This is a genomic window from Chryseosolibacter indicum, from assembly GCF_018598585.1.
In the GTDB taxonomy this organism is placed as follows: domain Bacteria; phylum Bacteroidota; class Bacteroidia; order Cytophagales; family Cyclobacteriaceae; genus Chryseosolibacter; species Chryseosolibacter indicus.
Window position 1 is genome coordinate 104,078 of the sequence record NZ_JAHESD010000005.1, and the last position, 18,760, is coordinate 122,837.

Annotated in this window: 14 protein-coding genes; 9 read left to right on the top strand and 5 right to left on the bottom strand. The window is 39.3% G+C overall.

Features of this window, described 5'->3' with window-relative positions; all coding sequences use genetic code 11:
• Positions 1–54 precede the first annotated feature (54 nt).
• Positions 55–1,674 (bottom strand): amidase, encoded by a 1,620-nt coding sequence (locus tag KK060_RS03895; protein ID WP_254152323.1) that lies wholly within the window; start codon positions 1,672–1,674, stop codon positions 55–57.
• 571 nt (positions 1,675–2,245) lie between these two features.
• On the opposite strand from KK060_RS03895, the gene KK060_RS03900 reads away from it, so the two are divergent.
• The 3 genes from KK060_RS03900 (at position 2,246) to KK060_RS03910 (ending at position 11,111) form a co-directional block, all read left to right on the top strand.
• The gene (locus tag KK060_RS03900) at positions 2,246–2,950 is read left to right on the top strand and encodes a GDSL-type esterase/lipase family protein (protein ID WP_254152324.1); all 705 of its coding nucleotides are present in this window, start codon (positions 2,246–2,248) and stop codon (positions 2,948–2,950) included.
• Between the two features lie 244 nt (positions 2,951–3,194).
• A complete protein-coding gene (locus KK060_RS03905; RefSeq protein WP_254152326.1) occupies positions 3,195–9,659 on the top strand; it encodes a HAMP domain-containing protein in 6,465 nt (2,154 codons plus the stop codon).
• A 180-nt stretch (positions 9,660–9,839) separates the two neighbouring features.
• Positions 9,840–11,111: a sensor histidine kinase gene (locus tag KK060_RS03910; protein ID WP_254152328.1), complete on the top strand. Its 1,272-nt coding sequence runs from the start codon at positions 9,840–9,842 to the stop codon at positions 11,109–11,111.
• A gap of 13 nt (positions 11,112–11,124) precedes the next feature.
• Here KK060_RS03910 and KK060_RS03915 read toward each other — a convergent pair whose 3' ends face one another.
• Positions 11,125–11,547, bottom strand: coding sequence for a response regulator (locus tag KK060_RS03915; RefSeq protein ID WP_254152330.1), 423 nt, complete (start codon positions 11,545–11,547; stop codon positions 11,125–11,127).
• Between the two features lie 213 nt (positions 11,548–11,760).
• On the opposite strand from KK060_RS03915, the gene KK060_RS03920 reads away from it, so the two are divergent.
• Both KK060_RS03920 and KK060_RS03925 read left to right on the top strand, forming a co-directional pair.
• Positions 11,761–13,392 (top strand): AsmA family protein, encoded by a 1,632-nt coding sequence (locus KK060_RS03920; protein ID WP_254152331.1) that lies wholly within the window; start codon positions 11,761–11,763, stop codon positions 13,390–13,392.
• Between the two features lie 50 nt (positions 13,393–13,442).
• A complete protein-coding gene (locus KK060_RS03925) occupies positions 13,443–14,693 on the top strand; it encodes a DUF748 domain-containing protein (protein WP_254152333.1) in 1,251 nt (416 codons plus the stop codon).
• A 60-nt stretch (positions 14,694–14,753) separates the two neighbouring features.
• Here KK060_RS03925 and KK060_RS03930 read toward each other — a convergent pair whose 3' ends face one another.
• A complete protein-coding gene (locus KK060_RS03930) occupies positions 14,754–15,092 on the bottom strand; it encodes a response regulator (RefSeq protein WP_254152335.1) in 339 nt (112 codons plus the stop codon).
• Between the two features lie 157 nt (positions 15,093–15,249).
• Between KK060_RS03930 and KK060_RS03935 the strand changes: the two genes are divergently transcribed.
• The 3 genes from KK060_RS03935 (at position 15,250) to KK060_RS03945 (ending at position 16,380) form a co-directional block, all read left to right on the top strand.
• Positions 15,250–15,516 (top strand): YtxH domain-containing protein, encoded by a 267-nt coding sequence (locus KK060_RS03935; RefSeq protein WP_254152336.1) that lies wholly within the window; start codon positions 15,250–15,252, stop codon positions 15,514–15,516.
• Positions 15,517–15,596: 80 nt separating this feature from the next.
• Positions 15,597–15,980: a phage holin family protein gene (locus KK060_RS03940; protein WP_254152338.1), complete on the top strand. Its 384-nt coding sequence runs from the start codon at positions 15,597–15,599 to the stop codon at positions 15,978–15,980.
• Complete coding sequence (locus KK060_RS03945; protein ID WP_254152340.1) at positions 15,973–16,380, top strand: hypothetical protein; 408 nt, start codon at positions 15,973–15,975, stop codon at positions 16,378–16,380. Before KK060_RS03940 ends, KK060_RS03945 begins: the two co-directional genes overlap by 8 nt.
• Here the strand turns inward: KK060_RS03945 and KK060_RS03950 are convergent.
• Positions 16,366–16,803 (bottom strand): response regulator, encoded by a 438-nt coding sequence (locus KK060_RS03950; protein ID WP_254152342.1) that lies wholly within the window; start codon positions 16,801–16,803, stop codon positions 16,366–16,368. The genes KK060_RS03945 and KK060_RS03950 overlap by 15 nt on opposite strands.
• A 151-nt stretch (positions 16,804–16,954) precedes the next feature.
• Here KK060_RS03950 and KK060_RS03955 point away from each other — a divergent pair, with 151 nt between their 5' ends.
• On the top strand, positions 16,955–17,215 hold the full coding sequence (locus KK060_RS03955; protein ID WP_254152343.1) for a hypothetical protein: 261 nt from the start codon (positions 16,955–16,957) through the stop codon (positions 17,213–17,215).
• A 64-nt stretch (positions 17,216–17,279) separates the two neighbouring features.
• Here the strand turns inward: KK060_RS03955 and KK060_RS03960 are convergent, their stop codons facing one another.
• Positions 17,280–18,758: a hybrid sensor histidine kinase/response regulator gene (locus tag KK060_RS03960; protein WP_254152344.1), complete on the bottom strand. Its 1,479-nt coding sequence runs from the start codon at positions 18,756–18,758 to the stop codon at positions 17,280–17,282.
• Between the last annotated feature and the right edge of the window lie 2 nt (positions 18,759–18,760).

Genomic DNA, 18,760 nt, shown 5'->3' on the forward strand with positions numbered 1-18,760 from the left:
CCCTGACTTGTCAGGGTTCTTTATTTATTAATCATTTAAATCTCTCCTACCCTTCTATACCAGGCTTTCTTTAAACTCAGGAACAGCTCTTAACTTTGACGCTTGTTCAAAGGCGTAAGCAATACCGATTAACTGAGGCTCCTGGTAAGCGCTGGCTATAAATGTTAAACCGATAGGCAGTCCTTTTACCAGTCCCATAGGAACTGTGATATGAGGATACCCAGCCATTGCTGCAGCAGAGTACATTCCATAGCCAGTGAAATGATCACCATTTACAAGATCAATACACCATGATGGACCATTAGCAGGGCCACAAATAGCTTCTATTCCATGTTGCTTCAGCTCCTTGTCAATTAAACTCCGGGTTGAAATAACCTTGTTTAATGCTTCCTTGTAAGCCTTACTTTGCAAGTCTTCTCTTTCCTCCGACATTTCCAAAATCTCCTGTTTAAAGAAGGGCATTACCTTATCAGCGTGTCGATTATTAAAATCAATAAGTTCTTTTAATGATTTTACAGGAGTATGTGACTGAGAGAAGTACCGGTTTAGTCCATCTTTAAATTCAAATTGTAATAAATCGAACTCTGATTCTCCTACGTTAACTTTACTTCTAAAATCAACTTCAACTATTTCTGCTCCTTTGCTTTTCATGATATCAAGTGCTTCGCGAAGCAGTGCATCCACGGCCTCATGTTCTTTTAGAAAGGACTTCTCTACGCCAATTTTCTTTCCTTGCAACGCATTTGGATCAAGGTATTTCGTATAATCAGCATATGCCTTTCCTTTACTCTCTAGAGTCACTTTGTCGGCTTCATCAGCACCTGCTATTACCCCTAACAATATCGCTGCATCTGCTACGGTTCGTGTCATTGGCCCTGCAGTATCTTGCGTATGAGAAATAGGAATAATTCCACTTCTGCTTACAAGACCAACGGTAGGTTTTAGACCTACTACACCATTAATTGATGAAGGACAAGCAATTGATCCGTTGGTCTCCGTGCCTATTGCTATTGTACACAAGTTTGCAGAAACCGCAGTACCTGAACCAGAGCTAGAGCCACACGGGTTACGATTCAATACATAGGGGTTTTTAGTCTGCCCTCCTCTACTACTCCAGCCACTGCTCGAACGGGTTGATCTGAAATTGGCCCACTCACTTAAATTGGTTTTGCCTAAAATAACGGCACCGGCTTCCCTTAACTTTTTTACTAAAAAAGCATCATGCATTGCATGATGACCATTGAGAGCAAGTGATCCCGCTGTTGTCATCATCTTATCACCAGTATCTATATTATCTTTAATAAGAACAGGGATGCCATGAAGCGGGCCTCTTACTTTACCGCTTTTCCTTTCCTCATCGAGTTGTGTGGCAATTTGTATCGCCTCCGGATTAATTTCTATCACCGAATTTAATCTTGGCCCGTCCTTATCAACCTCCTGAATACGGCGGATGTAAAGTTCTGCAATTCGTTGGGCTGTATACTTTCCCTCCTCCATCATGCGCTGTAAGTCCATTACTGTAGCCTCACTTAACTCAAATTTCGCGATCGCGTTTTCCGTTTGCTTACCGTGTGGCTTTTCCTTGCTGTTGGAAGGTGAATTGCATGACAGTAAAAAAGCTTGTAATGTTAAAGCTGTATAAGAAGTCTGTTTAATAAAATCTCTCCGCTTCATTGAGGGTTGTTATCGTTAATCAAAAAACAAAAAAGGCTGTCTTTATTCTTAATTAAGACAGCCTTTCAAGAAGTGTTATTTACTATTCTTTTTCTCTTTCTTCTCAGCGCGCTTTTCTTTCAAAGTTTTAGCGGGCTTCTTCTTTTCTTCTTTGCGTTTGTCTTGTCCTTTTGCCATAACGATTTAGTTTTAACTATCAAATTTAACGAAGTTGTTATCAAAAAAAAGATATGGTTCTGAAGTTCTTTTTTATCTGTTGTTGATAAATTCAAAAGCTTTTACTTCCAAAAGCTGCCAGAAATTTGTATATTGATATTCCATCCTATAATCACACCTTATTGAATTTCAATAGAGGCCAGATCGGTCAGTAAAAGCAGGATAAAACAGGAAAGAGTGCAGGGAGACTGTAGAAAGAGTGCAGGGAGACTGTAAGCAGTAGCCATCATTAGTCTTAATAAGGCGTAACAAGCCTTGACATCACTACAGAAAAGCATCTGATTGAATCATGGTAAAGACCACCTTTTAGCAGCTTGATTTTTCATTATTTTTATCCTTCAGATATTCTCATACAATGAACTACTTCCTCAGAGCGTTAATTCTCTCATTTATAACCGTGCAATACACAACGTCAATAGCGCAAGTGACCCATCAAAATCTCTTTGATACTACTTCATTTATGCCCGAACACTACGCTCAACGCATTGCGCAATTTAAGAAAGAGCCAGTTATAACAGGGCAAATCGTGTTTCTGGGCAATAGTATTACTGAGGGTGCAAATTGGTCGGAGCTTTTGGAAAACAAGAGCGTCATAAACAGAGGCATTGGAGGAGACATTACCTATGGCGTACTAAAAAGACTGGATGATATTATTATTAGAAAGCCTTCCAAACTTTTTATTCTTATTGGAATAAATGACATCGCAAAGGATATTCCAGATGAGGTAATCGTGGATAATATAAGAAAGATCATTGAGCGCATTAGAAGCCAGACTCCTTCAACAAAGATTTACCTCCAAAGTATTTTACCTGTAAATCCTCTTCACGCACGATTTCCGCAACATTACGATAAGGAACACCATATCAAACACACAAACCAGCTCTTACAACAGCTAGCGCAACACTCAAATATCGATTTTTTGAACTTGTTTCCTCTATTTTTAAATAATCAGCAAAGGATGGATCAAAAATTCACTTACGATGGTTTACATCTGAATAACAATGGCTACAAAGTATGGGCAACCTTTCTAAAAGAGAGTGGTGCACTACAAAACTTGTAGAATTTAATCCCCACTAAAAATTGAATTTAAAATAACAGTGCAAATGCACAGGTTTATAGGATGTGCCTGGTTGGCATAATCTTTTTATACCATTATTCTTGCTTAAAATTCCGTTTGTGTAGATATTTTTCAACATGAAGCTTGCGGAATATAAGCAGATGATATACCTGAAGGGAGGACGCATATACAGCACTTCCCAGGTGATTAAATTTTAGAATTAGTATAATTCACATATAAGCCCACTATGAGAAAAAAACCAACGAAGCCCGCTTCTACACCTGGCAATGGCATTCACGGTAATGGAAATGGCAACGGGTCGCATAAACTTGACTTGCTGCCTGCCAAGAATTCTAAATCAAAAGCTAAAAAAGCCGATTTAATTCATCCGCAACTTGACCAATCTAATTATCAACAGTTCTCCGGAATGTTAGATCACCGTGAGCTTCTTAAAGTGCTTACGGATGTTAAGAACGGTAATTTCGCCGCCCGGATGCCTTTTGACCAGATTGGATTAAGTGGTAAAATTTGTGACACGTTGAATGACGTCATTTCGATGAATGAGAAGATGATGCACGAGTTTACAAGAGCCGGCCAAATTATCGGAAAACAAGGTAAACTTAACCAGCGGATTGAAGTACCTACAGCAAAAGGAAGCTGGAGTACGGGTATCGATTCGCTCAATGTCCTCATTTCCGATCTAGTTCATCCTACGATACAAATAGCAAACGTAATTTCTTCCGTAGCGAAAGGAAACCTTTCTCAGGAGATGCCGCTGGAAATTGGAGGACATCAGCTTCAAGGTGAATTCTCGCAAATTGCGAAGGAAGTAAACGCGATGGTAAAGCAGCTGAACCTCTTCTCTATGGAGGTAACGCGTGTTGCCCGCGAAGTGGGTTCTGAGGGTAAACTAGGTGGGCAGGCAAAAGTAAAAGGTGTAGCTGGTGTATGGAAAGACTTGACTGACTCCGTAAACCTTATGGCGGGTAACCTTACTGACCAGGTGCGTAACATCGCAGAAGTAACAACCGCGGTAGCGAAAGGTGACTTGTCGAAGAAGATTACGGTGGACGTAAAAGGTGAGATTCTTGAGTTGAAGAACACCATCAATACCATGGTGGATCAGCTGAACTCCTTCTCTTCCGAAGTAACACGTGTGGCGCTAGAAGTAGGTACTGAAGGTCGCCTTGGTGGTCAGGCTCAGGTAAAAGGTGTGGGTGGTGTATGGAAAGATCTGACTGACTCTGTAAATCAGATGGCATCTAACCTTACAGCTCAGGTACGTAACATTGCTGAAGTAACAACAGCGGTAGCGAAAGGTGATCTATCTCGTAAGATCACCGTGGATGTAAAAGGTGAAATTCTCGAATTAAAGAATACAATTAACACGATGGTGGATCAGCTGAATTCATTCTCAGCTGAGGTAACACGTGTGGCTCGTGAAGTAGGTTCTGAAGGTAAACTTGGTGGACAAGCAACTGTAAAAGGTGTTGGTGGTGTATGGAAAGATCTTACTGACTCTGTAAACCAGATGGCTTCTAACCTTACTGGTCAGGTACGTAACATTGCCCAGGTAACAACAGCGGTAGCCCGTGGCGACTTAAGCCGCAAGATTACGGTAGACGTAAAAGGAGAAATTGCTGAACTTAAAGATACCATTAACACCATGGTGGATCAGCTAAACTCTTTTGCATCAGAAGTAACACGCGTGGCAAAAGAAGTAGGTTCTGAAGGTAAACTTGGCGGACAAGCTACGGTAAAAGGAGTTGGTGGTGTATGGAAAGATCTGACTGACTCTGTGAACCAGATGGCTTCTAACCTTACAGCTCAGGTACGTAACATCGCCCAGGTAACAACAGCGGTGGCAAAGGGCGACTTAAGCCGTAAGATTACTGTGGATGTAAAAGGTGAGATTGCTGAACTAAAAGACACCATTAATACAATGGTGGATCAACTTAACTCTTTCGCTTCAGAAGTAACACGTGTGGCAAGGGAAGTTGGTTCTGAAGGTAAACTTGGTGGCCAGGCCGATGTACCAGGCGTTGGTGGTACATGGAAAGATTTGACTGACTCTGTAAATAAGATGGCAGGTAACCTGACATCACAGGTTCGTAACATCGCTGAGGTAACAACGGCGGTAGCGAACGGTGACTTATCTCGTAAGATCACAGTGGATGTACAAGGTGAGATTCTTGAATTAAAGAATACGATCAACACCATGGTGGATCAGCTGAACTCTTTCGCATCTGAGGTAACTCGTGTGGCAAGAGAAGTAGGTTCTGAAGGTAAACTTGGCGGACAGGCCACTGTGATTGGCGTTGGTGGTGTATGGAAAGACCTTACTGATTCAGTAAACCAGATGGCATCCAACCTTACAGGTCAGGTACGTAACATTGCCGAGGTAACAACGGCGGTGGCGAAGGGCGATTTGTCGCGTAAGATTACGGTGGATGTAAAAGGAGAAATCCTTGAACTGAAGAACACCATCAACACGATGGTGGACCAGCTGAATTCATTTGGTTCAGAAGTAACGCGCGTTGCCCGTGAAGTAGGTTCTGAAGGAAAATTAGGTGGTCAGGCTGATGTACCAGGCGTTGCAGGTACATGGAAAGACTTGACTGACTCTGTAAATAAGATGGCATCGAACCTGACGTCCCAGGTGCGTAACATCGCTGAGGTAACTACGGCGGTGGCGAATGGTGACTTATCGCGTAAAATCACGGTGGATGTACAGGGTGAAATCCTTGAGTTGAAGAATACAATTAACACCATGGTGGATCAGCTTCGTGGTTTTGCTTCTGAAGTAACACGCGTAGCTCGTGAAGTGGGTACCGAAGGTAAACTGGGAGGACAAGCTAACGTACCTGGTGTTGCTGGTACATGGAAAGATTTGACCGACTCTGTAAACCAGATGGCGGGTAACCTTACTGCGCAAGTGCGTAACATTGCAGATGTTGCTATTGCAGTGGCTAATGGTGACTTATCTAAGAAAATCACTGTTGACGTGCGCGGTGAAATCTTACAGTTAAAGGAAACACTGAATACCATGGTAGATCAGCTTCGGGCCTTTGCTTCTGAAGTAACACGTGTTGCGAGAGAAGTGGGTACTGATGGTCGTCTTGGGGGGCAGGCATTCGTACCCGGTGTTGCCGGTACATGGAAAGATTTGACTGACTCTGTAAACCAGATGACGGGTAACCTGACTGCTCAGGTACGTAACATCGCCCAGGTAACAAAAGCGGTGGCATCCGGAGACTTGTCTAAGACAGTAGCAATCGACGTTAAGGGAGAGATCCTTGACTTAAAAAACACCATCAACACGATGGTGGAACAGCTGAACTCTTTTGCTTTTGAGGTTACTCGTGTGGCAAGAGAAGTTGGTACTGAAGGTAAACTTGGTGGCCAGGCCGAAGTAAAAGGTGTTGCCGGAACATGGAAAGATTTGACTGATTCTGTAAACATGATGGCATCCAACCTTACATCACAGGTACGCGGTATTGCGAAAGTGGTAACAGCGGTGGCATCCGGTAACTTACGTCAGAAACTTGTGATCAATGCAAAAGGCGAAGTAGCACAGCTCACGGAGACAATCAATGAGATGATTGATACATTGGCTGTGTTTGCTGATCAGGTAACAACCGTTGCCCGCGAAGTAGGTGTTGAAGGCAAACTTGGTGGCCAGGCATCAGTACCAGGTGCATCTGGTATCTGGAAAAACCTTACTGAGAACGTAAACCAGTTAGCACAAAACTTAACTACGCAGGTACGATCAATTTCAGAAGTAGCGTCAGCGGTAACGAAAGGTGATTTAACCCGAATGATACGCGTTGAAGCCAAAGGTGAAGTGGAAGCTTTGAAAGACACCATTAACCAGATGATTGCTAACCTGAGAGCAACGACATTGCGTAACCAGGAACAAGACTGGCTGAAATCTAACCTTGCTAAGTTTACGCAAATGTTACAAGGTCAAAAAGACCTGAACACCGTAACAAAACGAATTCTTTCTGAACTTGCTCAGGTAGTTAATGCGCATTATGGAGCATTCTACATTCTCAAGGATGAAGATACCTCAACTAAACTGAAGCTCTTTGCCTCTTACGCATATAGAGAGGATAGGAATATTCCAAAAGAATTTGCCATTGGAGAAGGTCTTGTAGGTCAATGTGCATTTGAAAAAGAAAGAATACTTCTTACAAACATACCAAGCAATTATATCAAGGTGAGTTCGGCTTTAGGCAAAGCTAAGCCTACGAACCTCATTATCCTGCCTGTGTTGTTTGAAAATGATGTGAAAGCAGTTATTGAACTGGCTTCACTTGATTCATTAAGCCAAACACACCAGGACTTCCTAAGCCAGGTTACAGAATCGATTGGTATTGTACTAAATACGATCGAAACTAATACCCGTACAGAAGAACTGCTTGCACAGTCTCAATCGCTGGCAAGTGAGTTGAAAGTACAGCAGGAAGAATTGAGAAGAACAAATGATGAACTCCAGGATAAGGCACTCCTCCTTGTAAAACAGAAGGAAGAAGTGGAAGCTAAGAACAAGGAAGTTGAAGAAGCCAGAAGGTCACTTGAAGAAAAAGCGGAACAACTTCAGCTGACTTCTAAATATAAGTCAGAGTTCCTCGCAAATATGTCTCATGAGCTAAGGACTCCACTTAACTCACTCCTCATCCTTGCTCAGCAATTGTATGAGAACGTTGAGGGTAACCTTACTGAGAAACAAGTACGTTATGCTAAAACCATTCACTCTTGTGGTGATGACTTGATTAACCTGATCAATGATATCCTTGATCTTTCTAAAATTGAATCAGGGTTTATCTCTACTAACATTGCTCCTGTTCATATCTCTGAAATATCTTCGTTCGTTGAAACCACATTCAGGCCAATTTCTGAAGCAAGGAATTTGAGATTCCATATTGATATTCAGAATGACCTGCCTAATGCAATGGAAACTGATATTCAGCGTTTGAACCAGATCCTCAAGAACCTGTTGTCAAATGCGTTTAAATTCACTGAAAAAGGTGAAGTAAGTCTGCGAATCTTTGAAGCGAAGCGAAATAGCTGGAAACAAGGAACTGCAAGCCTTGACAATGCAAGAAAGGTAATTGCCTTCTCTATTAAAGATACCGGTATTGGTATCCCTCAGGATAAGCAAATGATCATCTTCGAAGCCTTCCAGCAGGCAGAAGGATCTACATCCCGTAAATATGGCGGAACGGGTCTCGGTCTTTCTATCAGCCGCGGTCTTGCGGAACTTCTTGGTGGTACTATTGAATTGGATAGCGCGCTGGGTAGAGGTAGTATTTTCACCCTATACCTGCCATTTGAGAGCCACCCGATAACAACAACAAAAGATAAGGCTCCTGAAGGAATTAAGGCCATTCAAGACCTTGCGTCTGACGATGATGACCTGAATTCATTACTTGGATCGCTCAAAATTACGAATGAGGGGGTTGAATCAAGAGGCAGTATGGAGATCGTAAGCGAGATGATTAATGAAACCGGCGACGATCGAAACAACATTCAACCTAATGACAAGGTAGTTCTTGTAGTAGAAGATGACATCCGCTTTGGTAAAATCATTGTTGAAAAAGCCAGACAGGTAAATCTGAAGGCTGTAGTTGCAATGAATTATCTGGAGGTGTTTGACTTCATTAACAGATTTAACCCAATAGCAATAACGTTAGACGTTAAGCTGCCAGATACCAGTGGCTGGAAGGTTATTGACTTGCTGAGAAACGATCTTAACTACCGTCATATTCCAATCCACGTTATTTCAGGTGAGGAGAACCGTGTATTAGCATTGAAACGAGGAGCGCGAAGCTTCTTGCTTAAACCGTTGGATAATGACTCACTTAATGAGTTGTTTACCGATATAATCTCATTCAATGAGAAAAAGGAAAAGCATGTATTAGTAGTCGAAGACAATGAAATCGACTCGTCGCAGATTGCCAAGATTTTAATGTCTGATGATCTGCATGTACATATTGCTACTACAGGTAAACAAGCCTTTGAGCAGATGGAACAAGTTGATTTTGACTGCATTATCCTGGATTACACGCTTCCTGATATATCTGGTCCTGACCTCGTACACAAGGTTGGCAAGACAAAGAAGAAGCTTACGCCGGTAATTGTCTATTCTGCTAAAGACTTTAACCGTCATGAATTGGCACAGATCAACCAAAATTCAAATTCAGTGCTATTGAAAGGAGTAAACTCCATTGAACATTTGCTGGAAGAAACAATTACTCATCTTCATATATCACATAAGGATCTGGCTCCAGAAAAACGCCGTGTGATAGAAAATATCCGCAGTAAAGAGGATATTCTAACCGGAAAAACGGTGCTTGTAGTAGATGATGACGTAAGGAATCTTTTTGCATTAACAACTGTATTTGAGCGTTATAATATTAATGTAATAACTGCCGAAAGTGGTAAAGAAGCAATTCAGACGCTTAACGATAACAGCAAGATAGAGATGGTACTCATGGATATTATGATGCCTGAAATGGACGGATATGAAACAACGCAAAAGATCAGAAGAGAACATAAAAACAGCACGTTGCCAATTATTGCCGTAACAGCTAAGGCGATGAAAGGCGACCGTCAGAAGTGTATAGATGCCGGCGCATCTGATTATATTACGAAACCAGTTAAAATAGACCAGCTATTATCTTTAATGAGACTTTGGTTCTGTAAATAATCCAATACATTTTTAAGTTTGTTGAAAATTTTAAGTACTGTAGAATCTGTTTTAAACAGCCTACAGGCTTCGGGTACTGGTAAAAAGAAATAAGTTAAAAAGCCGGTACCTGAAGCTTGCAGCTTGACGTTAGAAATTTGATATTAGCTCAAGCGGAAAGCACCAAAGAAGAAAATTGTAATGCAGCCGAAAATCTTACTTGTAGATGACCGTGAGGATAACCTTCTATCCATCGAGACTATCCTTGAACCTGATGGATACAAGTTTATAAAAGCAAACTCAGGAAGGCAGGCCTTAAAAATACTGCTTCAGGAATACGACTTCGCCATGATCCTCATGGACGTAAAGATGCCTAATCTCAATGGGTTTGAGACGGCTGCTTTAATCTATGAAAGGGAAAAACTGAAGCATATTCCGATCATATTCATTACTGCTAACAATTATGGGGATGATAACATATTTAAAGGATATCAGGCAGGTGCAGTAGATTACATTTACAAGCCGATTAACCCAGGGGTGCTAAGAGCAAAAGTATCAGTTCTTATTGACCTATATAAGAAGAACAGGCAATTACTGGCCCAGGAACAAAGACTTGTTGCCATTAACAAAAATTTGGAACTGGAGATTAAAGAGCGCAAGGCGTCTGAGGAAAAAATAAAACAACTCAACAGGCAGCTACTTGAGAATATTGCAAGTCTGGAGTCAGCAAATAAAGACCTTGACAGGTTTGCTTTCATGGCCTCTCATGATTTACAAGAGCCCTTGAGAAAAATCAGAATGTTCAGCGACAGGCTGTTCCTGAAATACCAGGACATGCTTGACGACGATGGTAAAACAAACATCACCCGAATTCAAAAGGCTGCAGAAAGAATGCAGAACCTTATCACAGACATACTTACCTTCTCTAAAATAACAGTTGATAAAGCCGCTTTTATTGAAACAGATATAAACAAACTTATTGATGAGGTGCTCGTTGACCTGGACGATGAGATCAAGTCTAAAGGTGCCCAGCTCTACATTGATAAATTGCCGATATTGTGTGTCAACCCGGGTTTAATAAAACCGCTTTTCCAGAATCTTATTGGCAATGCACTGAAATACAGCAAAAAAGACGTAGTGCCGATAATTAAAGTGCATTATGAAGAAAATACTGTATTAAATGGCAAGAATGGAAGAGATAATGTGAGCTATTGTAAGATTCTAATTCAAGATAACGGAATTGGTTTTGACCAGAAGTATGCTGAAGAGATCTTTGGTATGTTTAAAAGGCTTCACCATAATAGTGAGTTTCAGGGAACAGGGATTGGGTTAGCGCTTTGTAAGAAAATAGTTGAGCAGCATAAAGGCTACATATCAGCACGAAGCAAAATAAATGAAGGATCTACCTTTATAATCTCTCTCCCCCTAAATCTTGCCGAAAAGGAAGTTCCTGCGCATGTAATTAACGGTTAATTCCTCACACTGCTTAATTCTCTTTATTCCAGTCTAAAGCGAGTATCTGTTTAAGTGCGGAACACAAGTCATCAAACCTTGAAGGTTTTAAAAGATGATGTACTGCTCCTAACTGTCCTATTTCTTCTATATCCCTGGGAGCAAACGAGGTCGAATACATAATCACAGGGATATTCAATAACTTTGGATTCTTCTTAATTTCCTTTAGAACCTGCTTGCCATTAAGTTTTGGCATATTAAGATCCAGGAATATAAGATCAGGGAGTACGGTAAAATTAGTCTCTAATTGCCTAAATGCGTCTTCGCCGGTATTTGCACTATAACAAGAGATAGAGGCATTTACCTCTTTTAGAGCCTCCATAAATATTTCCTGGTCTTCTAAATCATCATCGATGATCAATAAGCGCTTATACAGATTAGTGGTTGAAGTGTTCATTTGACCTTAAGTGTTGACAAGGTACTACCGCAAATGTCAAATAATATTTTCAAAATCAAACTAATTATTACTTAAAACTTACTCTGGTTCATAAGCAGATTTCCCGAGATGATCCATCATGCTTTTGATTAAAAAATGGCTAAGGTTCACCACATTATTAAGAGTTATTTTTAAAAGTATGCCAGCGGCACTATTCTTTATTATAAAAAGTATATGCCTTCGATAAAGAAAAGAACAATTTTTATTACTGGTTTTCTCCTGCTATTCTCTGCTACTTTAGTAATAGTAGGAAGAGAGATATTATTTGATTACCTGAGAAATCGCATGGAAGATCAGCTATATGCGCTAAGAGATTCAGGTTACATTCTAAATTACGATTCTATAGGCGTAAACTGGCAAGCCAACGAGGTTGTTATCCATAACCTGAAAATAAAGAGAGAACTTGATACTGCTCTTTGTAAAAACACTGATTTTGTAAGTGCTAAGCTAATAAAAGCCTGTGGAATCAGAATTCTTCCCCTGCTATTAAAACGACACCTAAGTTTTGAAAAGATAGAGTTCGACTCCTCCCATGTAGTGTTGCATCGTAGTTTCTTAACAAAGTCTCAAAGTCCGTCAAAACCGCGAAGAGAGTTTACTATTAAAATAGATGAGTTAAAACTACCTAAGCTGCAACTCGAGTACTTTGATACTACAGGTTGTGAAGCAAACACCAAATACTCATCTAATGTAGATGTTAAAGAATTTGTCCTATCATTCTACGAGGACCAACCTGCATTTTTTAATCTCTCTTCTTTTAAAATTGATAGTGTTAAAATAGACTTGCCCTTTGATTTCTACACTTTTACAATCAAACAACTGAGTATAGATCAATCTGCAAAACTATTTAAACTAGATACATTAAAAATCATCCCCCAACTAGGAAAAATTGCTTTTGGCCGAAAGAAGGGGTTTGAAATTGACAGATTCGAAGGTGTCATACCCTACCTCAACCTTTACGATTTGGTAATAAATAGAAGCGACTCCCTTTCCATACAAGCCGAGAAGCTGACCGTACAATTCTTCTTAAAAGTCTTTAGAGACAAGCGGCTACTTTTTAAGAACACGTATAAACCACTACCTATAGAGATGTTAAAGAAATTGACTTTTGGGCTCAAGATACCATTGATGGTTGTAAACAAAAGCTATGTAAAATATGAAGAATTTGCTCTAGAGGCAGATTCAGCAGGCAGTCTCTATTTCGACGACCTTTATGCAACCATTAAAAATATTGACAATACGAAAAGCAACGCTAATAAAGAAATGGAGATGTATGCAGAAAGCGCTTTTTTAGGTCAGGGTGACCTAAAGGTGAGAGCAACATTCCCATGGCTTAACAGCAAGAGGTATTCGCTTAACGGATCACTAAAAAACATGGACATGAAGAGACTTAATGCGATGCTTGAACCTGCATTAAAAGTCCGCGCGGAGTCAGGGCGGTTACATCGCCTTTCATTCAACTTTACCTACGACAACGATATATCTAATGGAATGATAGACCTCTATTATAACGATTTTAAACTTCTCACTTACAAAAGCGGCGACAAAAGCAAGAATACTAAAGAAAGCAAAATTGCAGCCTTCAAAACATTTCTTCTTAACACTTTCATTATCAAGAAAAACATGGACGAACGTTTTCCGGATGAAGAGCGAAAAGGAGAAATTGACTTTGAAAGAGACAAGTCTAAGTCCATTTTCAACTATTGGGTGAAATCTCTTTTATCTGGAATCAAGTCAGCCTATAACATCGACAAGCTTGAAGACAGCCGTATAAAAAAAATATTAGAAAAGAAAGATAAAAAATAGTCCGGGGCATAAGAATTTACTTTTAAAGACCATAAGAACCGGAATGGATTATGCAGGGGAAGAAAAATCGCATCTTAAAAGTAGCCTTAACAATACTAGTGTTAGTGACAGCCTTTCGCCTCGCACTGCCTTTCATTGTAACACGTCATGTTAACAATATTCTTAACCAATTAGAAGGATACAATGGCTCTATTGGCAATGTCAATATTCAGCTTTTAAGAGGTGCGTATCAAATAGAAAACCTTAAAGTTTTTAAAGATCAGGGAAGTGAGGAAATCCCCTTTATAGATATACCTCTCACTGACTTTTCTATAGAATGGAATGCGGTTTTACACGGAGCATTAGCGGGAGAAGTTCGCTTTAAAAAACCTATTCTACACTTTATAGCAGAAAACAAAATTGCAAAAGACACAACAACAAGACTCTCAACACAGCCCGAAAAAAAGGTAAATTGGCCTGATCAAATCAAGAGGTTAATGCCATTAAAAATTAACCGTCTTACTGTCAATAACGGCGAGATTACATTTAGCGACTTCTCTACCAACCCTCAGGTAAATCTCTTTTTGCATAATGTTCAGTTAGACGCTACCAACCTTAGTAATACTAAAGATAATCCTGAAGAACTGCCTTCACGCGTTTACTTCCAGGCGCTATCAGCTGGTAATGGGCAACTGAATATCGCAATGAAAATTAACGTGCTTAAAGAAGTTCCAGATCTAGATATGGACCTTAGGTTAGAGAATGTCAATTTGAGTGAATTAAATAATTTTTTCAAAGCTTATGCTAAAGCAGATGTTGAACGAGGAGGTTTTAATTTATACGCTGAAGTTGAAGTTCATGACGGACAAATCAGTGGATATGTAAAGCCTCTTTTTAACGAAATACAAGTCGCTAATTGGAGTAACGATCAGGCACAGCCAACAACAATGGTATGGCAAAGCATGGTTGATTTCCTGACACAAACCTTTAAAAATCAGAGAAAGGATCAATTTGCGACACGCGTTTCTATGGAGGGAGAAATTACGCAGGTTGATACTCCTTTTTGGCCAGCACTATGGAATGTTTTTAGCAATTCATTTGTAAAAGCTTTCGAATCAACTGCTTCCAATACAGTCTCTTTAGCATCTGCCTCCCCAATGGCCAACAATACCGCTATAGCAGAAGAAAAGAAAAGTAAAAGAGAGTTAAGAAAAGAACGAAGAAAGGAAAAACGCGAACAAAAACGTAAACTAAAAAAGGAAAGAAAAGAAAAAGAAGAAATGGAAAAGGCAGACAAGAAAGAAACTAAAGATAATTCCTGATCTGCTGCTTATAAACTCATGTACCATTCTTTCTTTTACTACTTACTTCTTTAGCCCGGATTATAAATACTCTTTAAGCGACGTAAGCCTTAAAGGTTTCTCAATTACACTAACCCTATCGTTAGGCGCCTCATCCGATGCGAATTGATATGCACTAATTAAGTTAATTTTACAAAGCGGATGCTTCTGCCTGATATAATTCATCTTCTCCCACCCCAAACCATCAGGGAGATTATTATCAATAAAGAGAACATCAGGACACACTTCGTTCAGAAGAGCTAAGCCAGAGTTTAAGGTATAAGCTAAATAAACCTCGTAATTTAAATCCTTTAAATAAGTTTTCATCAAATGGCACAAATCCTCTTCATCATCGATGATGACTACTTTCTTTTTTATCATAGATCCCAGGCAATCAGTTTCCGTTTCCAATTACTAAAATTAACAAAAAAATAAAAAAACTTGTACCTATGAGTAAGCAGTAACATGTAAGTTAAAAGCCTAACAGGTATAATTTTTTAAGGATTAATTAAAACAACAAACCTAAAATTTAATCAATATGAACTCAACAGGCAAAGTACTCTTAGCTATCATCGGTGCAGCTGCTGCTGGCGCAATAATTGGAATGCTGGTGGCACCTGAAAAAGGAAGTGATCTGCGCAAAAAACTTACTGATACCGCAGGTGATTGGTCTTCACAATTAAGTCAGTTGCTTGCTTCTGGAAAAGCGCAATTGGATAACCTTAAACAGGCTGCAGCAAGTGAAGCTGAAAATTTAGCTGAAGAAGGTGGAGATGCTTTCAACAAAGTTAGAGAAAGAGTTTAATTCTAAGATGGCTGTCTTAATATAATGATAAGTTGTTCTTTTGAGACAGCCACTTATTGCTTTTACATGTTAACCTTCGTATGATTTCCTCTCCCGAACAAGATTCCCAGCGCAAAGAAAAAATAAGAGACATTCAACAACGCGCAAAAACACTTACTGACGACGTAAGTGAACTCCTGGAACTTTATTACCGCCTTGCGGTAGTATCTGCAACTGAAAAAGCTTCAAACGCTGCAGCGGTAAGTATTACGGTAATTGTAATTCTCTTTCTGTTAATGTTTATGCTCCTATTTGCAGGGCTCGGACTGGGTTGGTATATCGGGGAAAAATTAAACAATATGCTTGCAGGATATGGTATAATCGCGCTTATCTTTTTTGTTCTGATTGGTATTACCATTGCAATACGTAAAACAATCCTTCATAATTTTATTAGAAATACAATCATTAAGAAAATCTATGAGTGAAGAACTTAGCACAAAAAAGATTATACATTATGAGGACCTTCTCAACGAAAGAAAGCGATTAGAAATATTAATCGAAAATCAGAAAAATATTATCCGACATGATTTAGAGGAACTAAAAAATGAATTTAAAAAAGAGATAAGGCCAGCAGTTGAGGCGGCGTCTTTTGTTAAAAAGATAGCAAAACCAGAAACCCGAAACGGAACCTTATTAAAAGCTGGAGCAAGTCTGGCATTTGATTTCGCCTTGAAAAGGATGTTCAATAAATCGAATTTTGTAATTCAATGGATAGTACCTCGTTTATTGAAAAACTATACTTCTCACATCTTATACAAGTGGCAGGAAACTCCAACGCACAATGGTCGTGCTTTCCCGAATAAAAGCACTTCAGGAGTCATGTAAAGCAGGAATAGAAGCGGTAGCCAGCCAATAACTCTTAATTGATTCTACAACCTTACGAAGTGCTTCAAAAGTGATAGGTTTAACTATATAGGTGTTTGCACCTAATTCGTAACACTTCCTTACTTCTACTTCATTTTTCGTAGTTGTATATACTATTACCGGAATTTTTTTATAAACCGGATGCTGCTTAATTTCTAAAAGCACTTCTTTCCCATTTTTCTTGGGCATGTTCAAATCGAGCAGAATTATTTCGGGGTAAGAATTTCCACCTTCGTCTGATATGGCATTAAGGTAATCAATAAGCTCTACGCCATTTTCAACAAAATGAAGCAGTTCATGATCACCTCCTTCGTCAAAAGCAGTTTGAAGAAGAAAACGATCATCAACATCATCTTCTGCCACTAATATTAAAGCCTTTTTCACATCCTGAAGTTAATCAATTTTTATTTTAATTGTCTCTAAAACTGACGTCTGTAAATTTTAGTCGCTGTATTGCCGTTTAGAAAGACAAAACATTATTACTACCAAGTATGTGGTTATAAAGTCGGCACTGTTTTTTATCGAGCCGAGTAATATGAGACGTGATTTAAAAAATCGGCAGCCTGATCCAGACAAAAAGGATAGGACACCAGTAAAGAGAGCAACACAAAGAGAAAGGCTTAATGATTCTCTTAATAATGGTACCATGATAAGAGATTACCCTGATACAGATGATATATATAATGATGAAAACGACCCCTCCGGAGAATATAGGCGACCTCTAACAAATCACGATGAGCAGCACAAGGCTACCAATGCGGATATTAATCCTTTAGGAGAAGCAGAAGGTTTATGAGAGGATCTCTTTGATATACAAGTTGCCTCTTCCTTGCATTCCTATAGAACAAAGTCCCTCTAGTCTAATACTTTTGCAGTAATGGAGTTTCTACTGGTATTTTTTGTGATTCATTAAATGTGACTATAAATGTAGTGCCGGCTCCAACTTTAGACTTCACTTCTACCGTTGCACTATGAGATTGCAAAATATTGAGTGTAGAGGCGAGACCTAATCCTATACCATTTCTCTTAGAAGTAAAATAAGGTTCGAAAAGTTTAGACAAATTTTCCGCCGGTATACCACAGCCGTTATCTGTTATTTCAACTGCAAAGTTATCCTCGTTATGAGTAATCAAAATACCCAGCTCTCCTTTATTATGACCAATTGCTTCTATAGCATTAATGATAATGTTTAAAAAAGCAATCTTCAATTTTTCCTTATCTCCCTTTATGTAACAGGGGTATTCCGGATAATTAACCTTTAACCCTATTTGTTTTAAAGTAATACGATCTAGTGCAGCATTAATTGTTTCGTCTATTACTGTTTGCAATGCTAGATTTTCAAAAGCGATTTCTGTCGGTCTTGAGGAGGTAAGTAGCTCAGTAATTAAATCATTGATACGTTTACCATTTCTCTCGATAATGTCCAAGTAGATTTTGTCTTCAGGCTTAATAGAAGCAATAAGTTGCTCGAGGGACATATGGATATTACTGAGAGGATTTCTTACCTCATGGGCAAGGGTACGAACTAGTCGACCAGTAGCAGCGAGCTTTTCTGCCAAAAGGGTAGCACGTTCTGTTTTTTTCTGATTGGTAATGTCATGGAGAATACCTTGAAAATACCTATGATTATGGTTATCTTCTTCCTGCGATAGGAATAGAATGCAATTTCGTTTTTTACCCCGACTATTATAAAATTCTACCTCGAGGTCATTTACTTCACCTTTGGACGAAAGCTGTTCACGAATTGTTTGCCTTATACTTTCACCCTCTATCAACTGGTAAAGACTTACTTGAAAAAGTTGTTGCTTTTCATATCCAAACAAGTTAGACATCGCTTCATTAACATCTTTAAACATTAATGACTCATTTGTTGTAAATACAGCTTCTTTAGATTTCTCAAAAATGTTTCTGTATTTCCTTTCATTCGCCTTTAAAGCCTTAAGTGTAGCAGATCTTTCTAGTGAATAACGGATGCAACGTTCTAGTTTTTCGGTTGTAAGGTCTGATTTTACAAGGTAATCTACTGCACCCATCTGCATCGCTTGCTTATCGATCGCTGAGTTCCCTTTACCTGTAAGGAGAATAATCGGTTCTTCACAATTATTTTCACATGCTTCCCGCAGAAGATCTATACCTGTTTTTGCCCCTAACCTGTAGTCAACGAAATAGAGGTCAAATTGCTTTTGCGCTATGAGCTCAAGTGCTCTTTTATAATTATAGCACCATTGAATATCGAATTTACGGTCTTCAATGCTTTCTAAAAAAGTTCGAGTGAGGATAAAATCATCCTCATCATCATCAATGATCAAAATACGAACTTGCTGATCGTTGCTATACATGT

Excerpts from the sequence above, each read along its gene's own strand:
- KK060_RS03895 (WP_254152323.1), bottom strand. The coding sequence starts at position 1,674 with ATGAAGCGGAGAGATTTTATTAAACAGACTTCTTATACAGCTTTAACA.
- KK060_RS03910 (WP_254152328.1), top strand. The coding sequence starts at position 9,840 with ATGCAGCCGAAAATCTTACTTGTAGATGACCGTGAGGATAACCTTCTA.
- KK060_RS03905 (WP_254152326.1), top strand. The coding sequence starts at position 3,195 with ATGAGAAAAAAACCAACGAAGCCCGCTTCTACACCTGGCAATGGCATT.
- KK060_RS03935 (WP_254152336.1), top strand. The coding sequence starts at position 15,250 with ATGAACTCAACAGGCAAAGTACTCTTAGCTATCATCGGTGCAGCTGCT.
- KK060_RS03940 (WP_254152338.1), top strand. The coding sequence starts at position 15,597 with ATGATTTCCTCTCCCGAACAAGATTCCCAGCGCAAAGAAAAAATAAGA.
- KK060_RS03900 (WP_254152324.1), top strand. The coding sequence starts at position 2,246 with ATGAACTACTTCCTCAGAGCGTTAATTCTCTCATTTATAACCGTGCAA.
- KK060_RS03960 (WP_254152344.1), bottom strand. The coding sequence starts at position 18,758 with ATGTATAGCAACGATCAGCAAGTTCGTATTTTGATCATTGATGATGAT.
- KK060_RS03930 (WP_254152335.1), bottom strand. The coding sequence starts at position 15,092 with ATGATAAAAAAGAAAGTAGTCATCATCGATGATGAAGAGGATTTGTGC.
- KK060_RS03920 (WP_254152331.1), top strand. The coding sequence starts at position 11,761 with ATGCCTTCGATAAAGAAAAGAACAATTTTTATTACTGGTTTTCTCCTG.
- KK060_RS03955 (WP_254152343.1), top strand. The coding sequence starts at position 16,955 with ATGAGACGTGATTTAAAAAATCGGCAGCCTGATCCAGACAAAAAGGAT.
- KK060_RS03945 (WP_254152340.1), top strand. The coding sequence starts at position 15,973 with ATGAGTGAAGAACTTAGCACAAAAAAGATTATACATTATGAGGACCTT.
- KK060_RS03925 (WP_254152333.1), top strand. The coding sequence starts at position 13,443 with ATGCAGGGGAAGAAAAATCGCATCTTAAAAGTAGCCTTAACAATACTA.
- KK060_RS03915 (WP_254152330.1), bottom strand. The coding sequence starts at position 11,547 with ATGAACACTTCAACCACTAATCTGTATAAGCGCTTATTGATCATCGAT.